15 protein-coding genes are annotated in these 14,053 nt (G+C 57.0%); 9 read left to right on the forward strand and 6 right to left on the reverse strand.

Annotated features, from left to right (window positions below):
* Nucleotides 1–21: 21 nt before the first annotated feature.
* The gene (locus CEY11_RS13500) at nt 22–1,050 is read right to left on the reverse strand and encodes a branched-chain amino acid ABC transporter permease (RefSeq protein ID WP_088603921.1); all 1,029 of its coding nucleotides are present in this window, start codon (nt 1,048–1,050) and stop codon (nt 22–24) included.
* 14 nt (nt 1,051–1,064) lie between these two features.
* Nucleotides 1,065–2,243, reverse strand: coding sequence for an ABC transporter substrate-binding protein (locus CEY11_RS13505; RefSeq protein ID WP_088603922.1), 1,179 nt, complete (start codon nt 2,241–2,243; stop codon nt 1,065–1,067).
* Between the two features lie 242 nt (nt 2,244–2,485).
* On the opposite strand from CEY11_RS13505, the gene CEY11_RS13510 reads away from it, so the two are divergent.
* The 4 genes from CEY11_RS13510 to hppD are packed head-to-tail and all read left to right on the forward strand — an operon-like array spanning nt 2,486 to nt 5,774.
* Complete coding sequence (locus tag CEY11_RS13510; RefSeq protein WP_158215310.1) at nt 2,486–2,992, forward strand: flavin reductase family protein; 507 nt, start codon at nt 2,486–2,488, stop codon at nt 2,990–2,992.
* A gap of 42 nt (nt 2,993–3,034) precedes the next feature.
* Nucleotides 3,035–4,234, forward strand: a complete 1,200-nt coding sequence (locus CEY11_RS13515; RefSeq protein WP_158215311.1) for an acyl-CoA dehydrogenase family protein — start codon at nt 3,035–3,037, stop codon at nt 4,232–4,234.
* A 38-nt stretch (nt 4,235–4,272) separates the two neighbouring features.
* Nucleotides 4,273–4,689 (forward strand): RidA family protein, encoded by a 417-nt coding sequence (locus tag CEY11_RS13520; RefSeq protein ID WP_088603925.1) that lies wholly within the window; start codon nt 4,273–4,275, stop codon nt 4,687–4,689.
* A gap of 53 nt (nt 4,690–4,742) precedes the next feature.
* Nucleotides 4,743–5,774: a 4-hydroxyphenylpyruvate dioxygenase gene (gene hppD / locus CEY11_RS13525; protein ID WP_088603926.1), complete on the forward strand. Its 1,032-nt coding sequence runs from the start codon at nt 4,743–4,745 to the stop codon at nt 5,772–5,774.
* Between the two features lie 97 nt (nt 5,775–5,871).
* Here the strand turns inward: hppD and CEY11_RS13530 are convergent, their stop codons facing one another.
* The 4 genes from CEY11_RS13530 to CEY11_RS13545 form a co-directional block, all read right to left on the reverse strand.
* Nucleotides 5,872–6,267: a RidA family protein gene (locus tag CEY11_RS13530; protein ID WP_088603927.1), complete on the reverse strand. Its 396-nt coding sequence runs from the start codon at nt 6,265–6,267 to the stop codon at nt 5,872–5,874.
* A 10-nt stretch (nt 6,268–6,277) separates the two neighbouring features.
* The gene (gene hpaD / locus CEY11_RS13535) at nt 6,278–7,300 is read right to left on the reverse strand and encodes a 3,4-dihydroxyphenylacetate 2,3-dioxygenase (protein WP_088603928.1); all 1,023 of its coding nucleotides are present in this window, start codon (nt 7,298–7,300) and stop codon (nt 6,278–6,280) included.
* Between the two features lie 166 nt (nt 7,301–7,466).
* The gene (locus tag CEY11_RS13540; protein WP_143322837.1) at nt 7,467–8,132 is read right to left on the reverse strand and encodes a Crp/Fnr family transcriptional regulator; all 666 of its coding nucleotides are present in this window, start codon (nt 8,130–8,132) and stop codon (nt 7,467–7,469) included.
* 308 nt (nt 8,133–8,440) lie between these two features.
* Entirely contained in the window at nt 8,441–9,196 is a 756-nt protein-coding gene (locus CEY11_RS13545; RefSeq protein WP_088603930.1) for an SDR family NAD(P)-dependent oxidoreductase, read from the reverse strand.
* A gap of 51 nt (nt 9,197–9,247) precedes the next feature.
* Here CEY11_RS13545 and CEY11_RS13550 point away from each other — a divergent pair, with 51 nt between their 5' ends.
* From CEY11_RS13550 to CEY11_RS13570, 5 genes are all read left to right on the forward strand, one after another.
* Nucleotides 9,248–9,898 carry a GntR family transcriptional regulator gene (locus CEY11_RS13550; protein WP_088603931.1) on the forward strand — a complete coding sequence of 217 codons (651 nt, stop codon included), beginning with the start codon at nt 9,248–9,250 and terminating at the stop codon, nt 9,896–9,898.
* Between the two features lie 42 nt (nt 9,899–9,940).
* The gene (locus tag CEY11_RS13555; protein ID WP_088603932.1) at nt 9,941–10,933 is read left to right on the forward strand and encodes a Bug family tripartite tricarboxylate transporter substrate binding protein; all 993 of its coding nucleotides are present in this window, start codon (nt 9,941–9,943) and stop codon (nt 10,931–10,933) included.
* A 212-nt stretch (nt 10,934–11,145) separates the two neighbouring features.
* Nucleotides 11,146–12,051, forward strand: a complete 906-nt coding sequence (locus tag CEY11_RS13560) for a dihydrodipicolinate synthase family protein (protein ID WP_088603933.1) — start codon at nt 11,146–11,148, stop codon at nt 12,049–12,051.
* Between the two features lies 1 nt (nt 12,052).
* Nucleotides 12,053–12,781, forward strand: coding sequence for a sulfite exporter TauE/SafE family protein (locus CEY11_RS13565; protein ID WP_088603934.1), 729 nt, complete (start codon nt 12,053–12,055; stop codon nt 12,779–12,781).
* 23 nt (nt 12,782–12,804) lie between these two features.
* The gene (locus CEY11_RS13570) at nt 12,805–13,983 is read left to right on the forward strand and encodes an enolase C-terminal domain-like protein (protein WP_158215312.1); all 1,179 of its coding nucleotides are present in this window, start codon (nt 12,805–12,807) and stop codon (nt 13,981–13,983) included.
* Nucleotides 13,984–14,053: the final 70 nt, after the last annotated feature.

A 14,053-nucleotide genomic window follows, 5' to 3' on the forward strand; every position in this document is an offset into this window, starting at 1 on the left:
TTCTTGGCAAAGATAAGAAATTCAATTTTCATCAAGATCAGCACCGTGGCTGGCATTGCGCCAGAGCAGAATCGGAATGACCAATGCAAAGACCCAGGCATCCCGGAAAGCGCTGCTAAAGAAGGCCGAAAACGATTCAAAGACACCAACCAGGAAAACACCTACAAGAGAAAGCGGATATGTGATCAACCCACCCATGACAGCGCCGACAAAGCCCTTGAGCCCGACAATAAATCCCATTTCGTAATTGGCCGTGACCAATGGGGCAAGCAGCATGCCGCTAAGAGCAGACATGCACGCGGCAATGAAATAGCTGAGACGGCCGACTGTACCGACGGGAATTCCACAGTACTGCGCACCATCTCTGTTCACTGATGCTGCCTTCAATGCCTTTCCATACAAGGAATATCGGAAGAACACGAACAATGCGACTGTCATGATCACCGCAGCGAGAAAAATAAAGACGGACTGCATGGCAATATCGATACCCAGCGCATTGATATGAGCCGGGCTGATGGGATTGACGGTCATTGGATCTGCTCCCCAGAGCAACAAACCCAGCGGATGCAGAATCAAGGTAACCCCGACACTACATGTCAACAGGACTACAGGCGGACTTCCCGGGTTCGGCTCGACGGTCAATTGGTAAATGATTGGCCCCATTGCAGAAACCAGCATCAGCGCAGCAAACATCTGCAATGCCATGGAAGAGGAATGAGCGGCAGATATAAGCAAGCCCCAGAGCATCGCGCCCGCCAAGACATATTTGATCAGCGGCCTAATCGGACTGCGCTTATAAGAAACTGCACGCGCCATGTCGATTGCCATGCATATCACGCCGGTACCGAAAACGACATGAACCAGCGGCGTCAATGTTCCTTGGGCAAAGCTGGCGAAGGCCAGCGCACCGAAAGTCAGGTAGTCGCCTTGGGCTATGTTGACCACTCGGGTAGTGGTATATACCAAGACCAGAGATAGGGCGACCAAGGCATAGATAGCCCCGTTTGTGAGGCCATCCACACCAAGGAAAATGGCAATCGACGAATCCATACCCGCTCCGCGCTTTATTTCTCGAGAGGCACGAACTGCCCGCCTTTGACCTGGGCCAGCAGCAAAGTGCGTTTGTCCAGCCCCACGTGATCCGTCGGCGAGTAGTTGAAGATCCCCACAGAGCCCGCATATTCATGCGTCTGTTCCAGCTCATCGCGCAAGTCTTTACGAACCTGGGCGAGGCTCCCCTCCTTCTTGCCGGAGGCGACGTAACGCTTCATTGCATTGACTGCCAGGCCGATGGCATCGTAGCCTTGGGACGCGAACATCTCGGCTTTACCTTGTCCATACTTGGCGTTATAAGCCGCGACAAAGTCCCCAATTGACTTTTTCAATGGATTGTTGGGGGCGAGGAACTTGTACAAGGTAATAGGCGTCACCCCGACGATTGCGCCTTCCACGGCCGATTTTCCTATCGTAATGAATGCATTCGTCGCCGACCCCGCCCCATGGTATATCGGGCCTTTATATCCAACTCGCTTGAGAGCTGCCTGCACCAGCGACGCCGACGGGGGTATAGCGTGGATATAGACTGCATCGGGCTTGGACTGCAGGACTTTCAGTGCCTGGGGTATGAAGTTGGTGTCGGCACGCCCGAACCGTTCGATATCGACGATCTTCACGCCCTTTTTTTGTGAAAACGCCTTCATTTCCATCAAGCCGCCTTCACCATAAGCATCGTCGAGCCCCATGAAAGCCAAGGTTTTGACGCCGTGTGCAGCCATGTAGTCAAGAGTATGGTTGATCATCAAACGATCGGTGATCGGTGTCTTGAAGGTATAAGTCTTTTCCGCAATGGGCTCCACGACGTCGGCCGAAGAAGCCATCGAGAGAGTCGGTGTTCTCTCCACTTCAGAAACCTTGCTGACGGCCATCGACGATGGCGTAGTCGTGCAGCAGATTACGAAGTCGGCTTTATCTTCTTGAATTGCCTTCCGGACAAGCGTGACCGACCTGGTCGGATCCGACGCATCATCGTATTGGACAAATCTAACTCTGAAGGGCAAGCCCTTCTGCGCGGCGAGTTGCTGCTCGTAAAGCGCAATCGCAGCATTGGCGGGCGTGCCTATGGTCGATGCAGCACCAGTAGCCGCTGTGACAATACCGATCGTGAATACCGGCTCGTCCTGCGCATAGACGCTTGTTGTCCCAAGCAGCAAAAGGGAGCCGACAAGAATTTTTGAAAACTGCATAGTGCCTCCATGTGCGAAACGGTTTGTTATGTAGCACAGGCCCCACTGGAGTCTGCCGGCGAATTATGTTCAACATGCAACAGAGCCTCTGTATCTCGTGATACGGGACGAGCTTATTTGCGGGTTTTCCCTGCCCAGATGCCTATAGAAATTTTTCTGACTGATGTATCTCTCGATACATGAACTTGGCCAAGGCTGCCTATAAAGTTCAATGCATTACATTCCGCACAGACAATACCGACATGAACACCCTCCCTATCAGCTCACAGAAATTCCGTTCTCTAATGGGGCGGTTCATCACCGGCGTGACCGTGATTGCGGCTCCCAACGCTGAATCACCTATAGAGGTGGTAGCCATGACGGCCAGCTCATTGACATCGGTAAGTTTGAATCCTTTGTTATTGCTCTTTTGCGTACGCAACGAGAGTTCTTTCTTGCCGCATTTGAAACGCTCCAGAAAATTCTCGGTGAACATCCTGGCGTCTCATCAAGACTCCATATCCCGGTACTACGGGGGCAGCGTTTCCAAAGGGTATCAAGGAGAGTGGGTTTTCAATAGCGGCTCCGTACCCATGCTGGCTGACGCCAATGCCAGCCTCATCTGCAAGATCTTCCATATGCAGGAATTTGGCGATCACCATGTGGTCATCGGCCAAGTTACCGAAATGGCTGCCGCCGAACCGCCAGCCCCCGCATTGATCTATGCCGCCGGGCAGTATATGGGCGTTGATCTTGCATGCCATGCGTGATCATGAAGGCCCGTTCCGCCTACAAAATACATGAGGAAATCCATGCAAGAGAATGCAATGCACATTCCAACGCCAGAAAGCCTGATCAAACAGGCCAGAGACTTGATCCCTCTTCTGAAGGAAGCGGGCCCGAAGCATGATCAAGAAAAGCGAGTTTCAGATGATGTTGCCGCCAGGCTTAGAAAGGCCGGATTCTTTCGCATCTGCCAGTCCGTGGAAAACGGTGGTTATGGCATGCGGCCTTCTGTTCTATGGCGCGTGTCGCGTGAGATCGGGCGCGGCGACAGCGCTACAGCGTGGCTTTTGAGCCTAACAGGGCTACATCCTTGGATGGCAGAGATGTTCCCTGTTCGAGCTCAGGATGAGGTCTTTGCCGGAGGCAAGGATGCGGTTGTGCTTGCGTTGACAGGGAACGTCGGCCGTGGTGTGCAAGCTCGGCTAGACGGCAACCACTACATTCTCGACGGGAAATGGGCTTACGCCTCGGGAGTGGATGTGGGAGACTGGGCTTCCATCCTGGCCGAAGTGCCAACTGCTGAAGGTGATAAAGAACTACGCCTTCTGCTTGTTCCGATCAGCAGTTTCCGCATCGATCACGACAGTTGGAACGTATTCGGCATGAAGGGAACTGGGAGTAAAGACGTCTATCTTACTAATGAGCGCGTTCCCGGTTATCGCACGGCGAAGTGGATCGACATACAAAACAACCAGGCTCCTGGCCTCGAAAGGCAAAAAGGGCCAATGTTTCGAATTCCACACACCAGTTTGTTCGTGATGTCGGTCACAGCAGCCATTACTGCAGTCGCCACTGGGTTGCTGGACGTCTATATCGAAACCGTCAAGCAACGCAGGCCGGCCGGAATCAATACCCCCCAGGTCGAGGATCGATTCTCATTAGCCGAATTAGGTAAGGCTGCCGCCAAGATAGAAGGAGCATTCAACCTACTGATCCACGACGTCGACGAAATGTGGGATCACGCTGCGGCAGGCCTATCGTTCACTCCGGGACTTCGAACCCGCTACCGTACTGATGGCGCGCTCATCTGCGACATTGCACTACATGCAGCAGATGATCTGGTCAGGAACCTGGGAGGCAGCATCATGCCGATTGGCCCTCTGGAGCGATATTTCCGGGAACTACACAGCATGGCTTCGCACTTCTTAATGCAAATCACGCCGTCGGCTGAACTATACGGCCGCACGCTATTGGATATTCCGCTTCCAGCCAACGCACGAATCTAACATCCCCCTTTTACCTCACTACCATAAGGAAGTTTCTCATGAGCAAAATCGAACGTCTTCGTCTTCCGGAAAACGATGCCATTTTCGGCAGCAACAAAATCTTTGACCTTTTCCAATACTCGCCCGCAGTGAGCGCGAACGGCTTGGTGTTCATCGCCGGGCAAATAGGCCTTCGCGCAGACGGCACCATTCCCGACGACCCCAAGGAACAGATCGATGTGGCTTTCAAGCGGATCGAAGCTGTTCTGAACCATCTCGGCCTGGACTTCACGGATGTCATAGAGCTCGTCTCGTATCACGTCAATGTAGGCTCGAGCCTGGCTGACTTTCGTGCAGTAAAAGAAAAATATATCCGCTCCGACTTTCCGGCATGGACCATTCTCGGTATCGCAGCCCTGGCTCGTCCGGAACTTATCGTAGAGATCAAAGTGGTTGCGGCTACTCGCAAGGCCTAAGGCTTTCGGCTTGCCGAAACAAGCACAGCAATCGTTTCATGTCGGAATAAATCATGAACAAGCAAGTGAAAATAGACGGATTCGCCTTTGTCGAATTCGTATCGCCGCAGCCCACTGAGCTGATTGAATTATTCGAGCATATCGGATTTCACCTTAAAGGCAAATCACCGCATGGCATGTTTCTGATGACGCAAGGAGAGGCCTCTTTTATTGTCAATGGCAATCCGAACGCATTTCTGGAGCAGCACGGAGCATCCGTGCGTGCCATTGGAATTCGAGTTGACAATGCCGAGCTGGCACTCGAGCAAGCCATGTCGGGCGGCGCCAAGAAAGCGCTCTCAGATGGTGAAGGAGCTTTCGCAGTCGATACGCCGGCGATCCTGGGCATAGGCAACAGCCTCGTGTACTTTATCGACACCAATTTCCTGGAGAATTTTTCACTTCCTGTTGAAGCGAGAAATGCGCCCGAAGGCGACGCAAGCATCATAGCTATAGATCATACGTCGAACATCGTCCATCCAGAGAACCTGGACAGATGGGCAGATTTTTACCGAGACACGTTTAGCTTCGAAGAAAAACAGTATCTTGAAGTCAAAGGGCATATGTCCGGAATGCGTGCTCGCTCGATGGTAAGCCCGTGCGGCCGTGTATCTATTCCAGTTGCGGCCGCAGCACACGATCAGCCCGGGGTGCTCAACCAAAATGATGAATTCATTCGTGACTATGGCGGCGAAGGTATTCAGCACATCGCATTGTCGACCTCTGACATTGAAGACACAATTCGAAAGCTCGGTGCCGCAGGCATCGAATTTATGCCAGCGCCGCCACAGAATTACTACGACGGAGTTGACGCTCGTCTTCCAGGGCATGATGTCGATATCAAGCGATTAGCCGAAAACGGCATATTGATCGACGGCAAAGGGCCTGGAAAGATCTTGCTGCAACGCTTCACAAAGCGCCAAATCGGCCCTGTTTTCTTCGAAATCATTGAACGCCGCGGTGAAGATGGGTTCGGCGAGGGGAATTTCAAAGCCTTATTTGAATCCCAGGAGAAAGACCAGCTACGGCGCGGCACACTCAGTTGATAGATGAGCGGGAATGTCTACAACAGGGGCAGATCCCGCCCAGATGCCGCCATCGAGCCAAGACTGTGGCCGGCCCCATACGGGGCTATACAGCTGTCTAGCGGCTAGAACCAAGCACAGCCACAACTTCGATCTCTACTTTCAAGCCGGGCCGAGCCAGATGCGCGACACCCACAGTAGAACGAGCCGGCGGTTTTTCTGGAAACACGCGGCGGAACACTACATTCATGGCCTGGAAGTCGGCTTCCATATCGGTCATGAACACCGTGGCCTTGGCGATATCAGCCATTACGCCTCCCGCGGCCTCGATAACGGATTCTATATTCCGAAAGGCCTGCTCGGTTTGTTCCGTGACGTCACCGGAAAATACACGCGTCACCGGATCAGACCCAGTGTGGCCCGAGACAAACAGCAATGAATCTATCTTGATGGCCGGGGAATATGGTCGATGCGACAGCAGGCCGGTAGGTGGAATAATGACTTCGCGTGTCATGTCGTTGGACTCATTCAACATAGGAGGGAATAGCGTGAATGGCAGGATCAGCAAGCGGCTGCATGCGCCCGCCTCGAATATCGTGGACAGTCATCGACTCTTCGAACCAACGCCGCGGTGGCGGCGCACCCCATAGACTTTGACGACGCAGGTCGTCGAGCTCCCAGCGCATGGGTGGCTGATCGCGGTCGATAGTAAGATAGTCACCGGTATAGAGTTCGAAGCGATTGCCATCTGGATCGCGCACGTAGACGAACAGCGCATTCGAGATGCCGTGCCGTGCGGGGCCGCGCTCGATATTATTCGCATAGCCCGCGCTACCCAAAGCATCGCAGGCTCTGATCACGCCCATGGGCTCCATTAACGAAAACCCAGCATGGTGTACAGACGGCCCCCTGCCCGTCATCACCGCGATGTCATGGACGGTGGACTTGCGGTACAACCAACTCGCCCAGACACGATCATCAGGCGCCCGCGCGGCGGTGTACTCCGCACAATAAAAGCCCAGTTCTCGCGTGTACCAGTCGAACCCCGCCTGTGCATCTGGCATCAGCACGTTGAGGTGATCCAGCCGTGTGGGACAGCCGTGGCGATGCAAGTGATATTGCTGCAGCAACCAGGGCGCAGGCTCCATCTGCGAGTAGTACTCGACTGGAAAGCCGAAGGGATCCTGCACGCGCAAAGCACGGCCCTGGCCACGCTCTTCGCCAGGCTGCATCCAGCGTATGGGCAGGCCGAGTGATTCAAACCTATGTGCCAAGCGATTCAGGTCTTCCTCACAAGACACCCGAAAGCTGAAGTGGCCTATGCCCGGCGCCTTGTCGCGCGTGAGCACCACGCTATGGTGCTCACGGTCTTCAATAGCACGCAGATAAACATGGTCAGCATCTCGCTCAGTCTCGAACAAACCAATGACGTCTACGTAAAAATCGCGTGAACGCTCTAGATCAGTGACCAGATATTCGATATGGCCAAGCCTCAGTATGCTGAAATCAGGCTGGCCCGGTTGGTAAGCAGGTAGAGAGCCCGGCATATATTTTCCCCTCGAAGGCCTTGTCCCGGCTCAGTTGCGATGGGAAGATTCTGAACAAGCCCCAGGCATATGTCTGTATCAGTAGATACATAGCCTTTCGTCCGGGCGCTCTCTGGCGAAAATCTTTTTTTCGCGCTTGCATTTACCGCCCGGATCATTGCAAGAATCAAGAATTTTTGCTCTTGACCCAGAAGTAGCGCCCTTTGGTCATTACCACCCCTTCAGACTTCAATTTCGTAATGGTTCTCGTAACGGTTACTCGGCTGGTACCAGTTAGAGCGGCAATGAGTTCATGAGTTAGCGGGATGTGGATGCGAGTGCCCTCAGCATCCTTCGCTCCATACAAATTGGCCAGTCGGTTCAATAGCTCGACAATGCGAAGATCTGACTTTGGCATCGCCAGGAACTGAATGCGCAGACCGAGCACACATTGCTTCATGGCCGCAACTTCCATGAGCGCTGTGGCAAATTCTATATGTTCAGGGAAAGATTTCTTGATGACTGAATAGTCGAACTTGATAAGAGTGCAAGGCTCAAGTGTGGAGGCCGTTGACATCCTTGGCATGTTTGCCAGCGCAGAGCCTTCTCCAAACAATGATCTAGGCCCCATCAACTCCAGGATAAACTCTGAGCCATCCTCTTGAAGTATCTCAACCTGCACTCGCCCTCTGACAACGAAAAAGAATGTGGATCCCTGTTCTGTCTGACGATAAATGGTTGTGTGTGCGGGAACCTGGATACAGTGGCCGAGATGTTCGGCCGCCAAAAAAACTTCAGCAGCGTGCTCATCCATGTGCCATGTTTCTGTTGAGGTTCCGGTGCGAATATCCATACGGGAACTCGAAGACTGGTAGATCAGAGAATCGAATCCACCTTTTAAAAATCAAAACTCGCAGCTTGTAGTTTAAAGTACATTTAAAAGAAGTGGCTAACAGGCCGGCCTGGGCTCGTACGTCGAACCAGCACTATCGGCAGGCAACCGGCACGCTGTCGTAGCCGACGGGAAAGGCCGGAGAAACACTAACGACTAACGAGAAATTCCAGCACCCGGGACACTCCGACGCACAACGGTGGCAGCCAGACCCATGCCCGTGAGAGGCGGATCCCAATCCAGGTGACGTCAACTACACCCGCCCCACCTCAATAAGTAGCCCGCCCGCCGGAAAGATCAAATACCGCGCCGGTGCTGAAGGCGCATTCCTCGGAAGCGAGCCAAGCGATCAGCGATGCCGCTTCATCGACTTGCAGGAAACGGCCCATGGGGATTTTGGAAAGCATGAAGTCGATATGCTTCTGGGTCATGGAGTCGAAGAGTTCCGTCTTGGCCGCCGCGGGGGTGACGGCGTTGACCAGCACGCCTTTGGTGGCGAGTTCCTTGCCCAGCGATTTTGTCAGCCCGATCAGCCCTGCTTTCGACGCGCTGTAGTGCGAGGCATTGGGATTGCCCTCCTTTCCGGCAATCGAGGCGATATTGATGATCCGCCCATAACCCTGTTCCAGCATGCTGGGCACGACCGCATGGCAAGTAAGAAAGGGTGCCACCAGGTTCACGTCTATTACGCGCCGCCAGGTTTGCGGATCAAGCTCCCAGGTAACGCCATTTCCGCCTGTGATTCCGGCGTTGTTGACGAGAATATCGATGTGGCCGCCATGAGCAGCCAATGTCTTATTTACCGCCGTTTCCACGGCGCGCTCGTCGGTCAGTTCCACCACATGCGTACTTATAGAGCCGAATTGCGACAGCTCGTCAGCGGCCTGCGACAGACGCGGCGCGTCCAGATCCCACAGAGCGACGGCAGCGCCCGAGCGCAGCATGCGCAGCGCCACCGCATACCCGATACCCCTTGCCCCACCGGTAATGACTGCAGTACGGCCTGCTAAATCAACTTGGTTCATCTTTGCTTCCTTATTGCTTTGCGCACAGTGTGATGTTAGCATGCGCACATTATGAATACCACCCTGTCGGCGCGCGAGCGCGCCTACCACGACATCAAGAACGCCATATTGCATGGGGATTTCTCGGCCGGGCAGATGCTGTCGCTGCGAGAGCTGTCAGAACGCTTCGACTGTCCTATCGCGGCGGTGCGGGACGCGGTAATCCGGCTCGAGTGCGACCGCCTGCTGCGAGTGCATCCGCAGCGCGGCATCCAGGTCATCGAGGTCGATCTGGATTTCGTGCGCGAGGCCTATCAGTTGCGCCTGATGATCGAAATGGAAGGTGTGCGACGCATCATCGACAAAGTCGACGTGGCTGCCCTCGAAGAACTGGAGCGCCGCACCAGCGAGGCCCTCGACGAACTGGCCGGCAACCCGGATGCCGCCGCCCTGGAACGCGCGGCGCAAATCGACTGGGCAATGCATCAGACCATAGTGGACGGCATGCGCAGCAAGCTGGTTAGCGACATCTACCGGCAGAACCGCGAGCGGCAGCGTCTTATCGGCCGCGCGTACGCGTTCCATCCCGCCAACCACGCGCATGCCGCGCTATCCGAACACCTGCCCATCCTCGCCGCGCTGAAGGCGCGCGACCGCGAACGGACGGTGCAGCTGCTTGAAGCGCACATCACCTCGGCCATGCGCCGGCAGATTGGCATTTGAACTAAATCGTCGCACAAGCGATTTTCTATAACAGGAGACACCATGAACCATATCGATACGTGGCGCCGCGGCGTCGTCATGGCGCGAGCCCTGGGGGTCGCAATTCTATGCTGGGGCGCTGCGGCGGGCGCCCAAACCTACCCTGCCAAGACGATCCACCTGATCGTCCCCTTCGCTGCCGGGGGAACCGCGGATCTCGCGGCACGGGTAGTTTCCAAACGCATGTCGCAGGATCTCGGACAGGCGATCGTGATCGAGAACAAGCCGGGCGCCGGCGGCACGCTGGGCACGGCAATCGCGGCCAGAGAGCCCGCAGACGGCTATACCATCACACTGGGAAGCGTCAGCACGCACGCCACGAGCGTCAGTCTCTACAAGAACCTGCCATACAACCCGCAGCGCGACTTCGCCCCGATCGGCATGGTCGCGGCGGTGCCGAATGTCTTGGTCGTCAATGCCAAGCTGGGCATAAAAAGCGTTGCCGACCTAGTGGCCCGGGCCAAGGCGCAGCCGGGCGCCCTGAACTTCGGCTCGATAGGCAACGGCACCAGCCAGCATCTGGGCGGCGAGCTGTTCAAGATGGTTACCGGCACCAAACTCTCTCATGTCCCATACAAGCAGAATTCGCAACTGACGGGAGACTTGATCGCCGGCCGGATCCAAATGGTCATCGACAACCTTCCCAACGTGCAAGCCCACATCAAGGCAGGAACGCTCACCGCGCTGGCAGTTACCACGGAAAAACGCGCGCCTTCGCTGCCGAACGTACCGACCATGGTGGAACTGGGCTACCCCGACTTCCTCATCTCGAGCTGGATCGCACTGTATGCGCCAGCGGGCACTCCTCCCGATCGCGTGGCGCGGCTCTACAAAGCGCTGCAAGTGGCGTTGGAAACGCCGGACGTGCGCAAGCGCCTCAACGATGCCGGCATGCAAGTGCAGACGCTCGACGGCAAGCAACTAAGCAAATTCATGGCCAGCGAAATCAAGCGCTGGGCTCGTGTGGTGCAAGCCTCTGGCGCCCATATCGATTGAGCCGCGCCCTAGTGTCGTGTCTCAGAAGTTCGCACCCATGAAATCGCGTCTTCACGCGCAGGGCGGCGTTGCAAATCCTCGCGATAGTTACGCTCCACGCAACGAGTCTGCAACGACGCATGGCGCCCATTTGCCCACCAGTGCGGCCCCCCTTTTAGTGTGAACAGGCCCTAATCCACAACTTTCCATTTCCAAATCAGGAGACCCTTGCTTTGCGCAACGATTTTCATGGCATTTACCCGATGCTCTATACATTCTATGACGACCATGGTGGGCTCGATCACGATGCCTTCGTCCGCCAGATCGAAGCCTGCATCGCCTCGGGGGTGCACGGCATAGCACTGCTCGGCATAGTCGGCGAATACAACAAGCTTGATATTCGCGAGAAGATGAAGATCGTGGAATGGGCGCTGGAGACGGTAGCCGGCCGGGTGCCGGTCGCTGTCACCGTGAGCGAACCAAGCGAATACGGCCAGAGGGAATTCGCCCGCGCCGCATCGCAGCTGCGGCCCGACTGGCTCATTCTGCAGCCGCCGGCGATCCGCAATGTGCCCGAACGGGAATTCGTGCGCTTGTTCGGAGCCGTCGCCGACCGTGTAGACCTTCCCATCGCGATCCAGAACAACCCGGTAAACCTGGACGTGGTATTGTCGGCCTCCGCATTGCTCGAACTGCATCGCAATCACCCGAACATCTGCCTGCTCAAGGGCGAAGGCCCGATCTTGTACGTACGCCGCCTGATCGAGGACACGCAGGGTGTCTTCAAGGTGTTCAATGGCCGCGGCGGCCTGGAATTGCCGGCAAGCACGCTGGCAGGCTGCGTGGGCCTGATCCCCGCGCCGGAGCTTGCCGACGTGCTCGCTCGCAGTTGGGACTTGATGATCAGCGGCGATGGGGGGCTGATCCGGGACGGCGAACGCCTGCATGCCGACATCCTGCCGCTACTTACCTACCTCATGGCCAATCCCGAACACATGCTGTGCTACGGCCGCGACTTGTTCGCCAGGCGCGCAGGCATAACCACAGTAAACCCCCGCCACCCCTGCGTAACGCCGCATGAATTCGGCATGCGCATCCTCGAGCGTTTGTCGGCAGGCCTGACACCGCTACCCGCGTAAAATGAGCCTCCTAGCCATCCTGTTGATCGCCGCCATCGGGTCTCTGATCGGCGCGGTCGGACTAGGCGGATTCATGATGGTTCCGGTATTGATGCTGCTTGAAAATACCACCGTGCGTCAAAGCGTAATCATCGCGACAGTCGCCTTCCTGGCCTCCGGGTTCGCGTCGCTGGCCGTACGGCCGCAGCACCCCGGCGGTGCCCAGGCACGCCGAAGTTTCCTGCTGGCCGCAGCCCCCGGCGCGATCGGCGGAGCACTCGCGGTACACGCGGCGAGAGAGGGGCTTCTTACCCTTTTTATCAGCTTGGGCTTCATCGTGGTTGGCTTAGGCGAATGGTACGGAAGGCCGCGGGCGGGGCTCGTGCGCGACATAGGGCGCGGAACGGCCGCTACTGGCGGCCTCATCACGGGTTTTGCCTCCGCTCTCACGGGAACCTCGGGCCCGATGGTGGCCATGCCCATGCTGGCCTGGGCCGGTTTGCAGTTGCCGGAACGTGTGGCGCTGGCGCAGGTCGCGCAGATACCGGTCGCGTTGGGCGCAACGCTGGCTTTCGTCAGTTTCGGTGAAGTGCCCTGGACGCTTACCGCCATCAGCAGCGCCGCATTGTGCTGCGGCCTGGTGGGAGGCATGTTATTGGCTCGCCGCATCAAGGCCGGCCGCCTACGGCGCCTGGCCGCCATTCTGATGTGGTGTGCGGCCGCCGTCATGATGTCGAAAATACAATGGTAAACGGCTTTCCTGCGCGCCATGACATGGCGTTTCGAATTCGGGACGTGCGCGGCGTACGCATGCGGGCACCGGGCCCAGACTACTGGCGAGGCTTCCTGAAACAGGCGGCTGACGCACAAGCCACCGGCCGGTTCCAATTCTCGCCCCCCTGGCGAACCGTCTATGCCAAAGAGGTCGAGTCGGCGCTGGTGCGAGTGCAGCTGGCCGACGGAACGGTCGGCTGGGGCGAAGCCACCTGCCCGATCGCCCCCGAAGTAATTTGTACCCTCGTCAATGGCTTCATTTCCGAAGTGGCACGACACCAGCCATTTGCCGCGCCCGACACTCTGGTCGACATGCTCTATGACGCGCAGCGGTGCCGCGGCTATCTTGCCGGGCACTACCAGGACGCCGTAGCGGCATTGGACATCGCACTGCACGATGCGCTGGCGCGGCGCGCCGGATGTCCGGTAAACGAACTGTTCGCAGCCAAGGCCAGAGCCTCGCAACCTTGCTATCTTTCGGGCGCCCGCGCGCCCACCCGTGAAGAGCGCATCGAACTGCTTCATAGATGGTCGGCCGAAGCGACCACAGCCGTAAAGATTTTCCTGCGCGGCTCGCTCGACGCCGATCTCGAGGAATTTACCGCCCTCCAGGACGCAGTTCCGTCGATCTCGTGGTGGGCGGGGGACGCTCTGTGGACATTCCACGAGCCCGCGGTTGCCGTACGCGCACGGCACAGCTTCGGCCAGCTCGCCGCGAAATGGCTCGAATGCCCGATGCTGCCTGAAGATCTGGCCGGGCATATGGCGCTGCGGGAAGCCCCGGGAGCCCCGATCGCGCTGGGAGAACACTTTCGAACCGCGCTGCAGGCGGCCCCTTGGCTGGACTCGGGCGCGGTTCAGATACTCCAGCCGGACATCGGACGCACCGGCTTCGTGATGGGGCGCCGCATGCTGGAGCATGCTTCGGGACGCCATATCGCCGTCACCCCGCACATGGGCGGAGCGCTCGATGTCATGCAGGCGGCCACCCTGCATTTTGCGGCATCCATCGCCGCATCCGACCTGCCCTGCGAGTACCAGGCCGGCCTTGCCGGCCGCATACCCACGGCTTTGCGTTCGGACTGGACGCTCGGACACGACGGCCTCCTCATTCCCGAAACACCCGGCCTGGGCGTGCACGTGGACGAGGACGCAATTCAAGAATTCATCGTTTCCTAGCGTCCCGAATCGTTCCATGGGCCCGTCACCCGGCCACGCCCTCGCAGGCCTGGCTCCTGGCGAATGGGCC

Source organism: Candidimonas nitroreducens (assembly GCF_002209565.1).
Taxonomy (GTDB): domain Bacteria; phylum Pseudomonadota; class Gammaproteobacteria; order Burkholderiales; family Burkholderiaceae_B; genus Candidimonas; species Candidimonas nitroreducens.

Bases quoted from the DNA above. Each gene is read 5' to 3' on its own strand.
- CEY11_RS13545 (WP_088603930.1), bottom strand. From the start codon at position 9,196: ATGAACCAAGTTGATTTAGCAGGCCGTACTGCAGTCATTACCGGTGGG.
- CEY11_RS13520 (WP_088603925.1), top strand. From the start codon at position 4,273: ATGAGCAAAATCGAACGTCTTCGTCTTCCGGAAAACGATGCCATTTTC.
- CEY11_RS13530 (WP_088603927.1), bottom strand. From the start codon at position 6,267: ATGACACGCGAAGTCATTATTCCACCTACCGGCCTGCTGTCGCATCGA.
- hppD (WP_088603926.1), top strand. From the start codon at position 4,743: ATGAACAAGCAAGTGAAAATAGACGGATTCGCCTTTGTCGAATTCGTA.
- CEY11_RS13540 (WP_143322837.1), bottom strand. From the start codon at position 8,132: ATGGATATTCGCACCGGAACCTCAACAGAAACATGGCACATGGATGAG.
- CEY11_RS13510 (WP_158215310.1), top strand. From the start codon at position 2,486: ATGAACACCCTCCCTATCAGCTCACAGAAATTCCGTTCTCTAATGGGG.
- hpaD (WP_088603928.1), bottom strand. From the start codon at position 7,300: ATGCCGGGCTCTCTACCTGCTTACCAACCGGGCCAGCCTGATTTCAGC.
- CEY11_RS13515 (WP_158215311.1), top strand. From the start codon at position 3,035: ATGCAAGAGAATGCAATGCACATTCCAACGCCAGAAAGCCTGATCAAA.
- CEY11_RS13565 (WP_088603934.1), top strand. From the start codon at position 12,053: ATGAGCCTCCTAGCCATCCTGTTGATCGCCGCCATCGGGTCTCTGATC.
- CEY11_RS13550 (WP_088603931.1), top strand. From the start codon at position 9,248: ATGAATACCACCCTGTCGGCGCGCGAGCGCGCCTACCACGACATCAAG.
- CEY11_RS13500 (WP_088603921.1), bottom strand. From the start codon at position 1,050: ATGGATTCGTCGATTGCCATTTTCCTTGGTGTGGATGGCCTCACAAAC.
- CEY11_RS13555 (WP_088603932.1), top strand. From the start codon at position 9,941: ATGAACCATATCGATACGTGGCGCCGCGGCGTCGTCATGGCGCGAGCC.
- CEY11_RS13505 (WP_088603922.1), bottom strand. From the start codon at position 2,243: ATGCAGTTTTCAAAAATTCTTGTCGGCTCCCTTTTGCTGCTTGGGACA.
- CEY11_RS13570 (WP_158215312.1), top strand. From the start codon at position 12,805: ATGGCGTTTCGAATTCGGGACGTGCGCGGCGTACGCATGCGGGCACCG.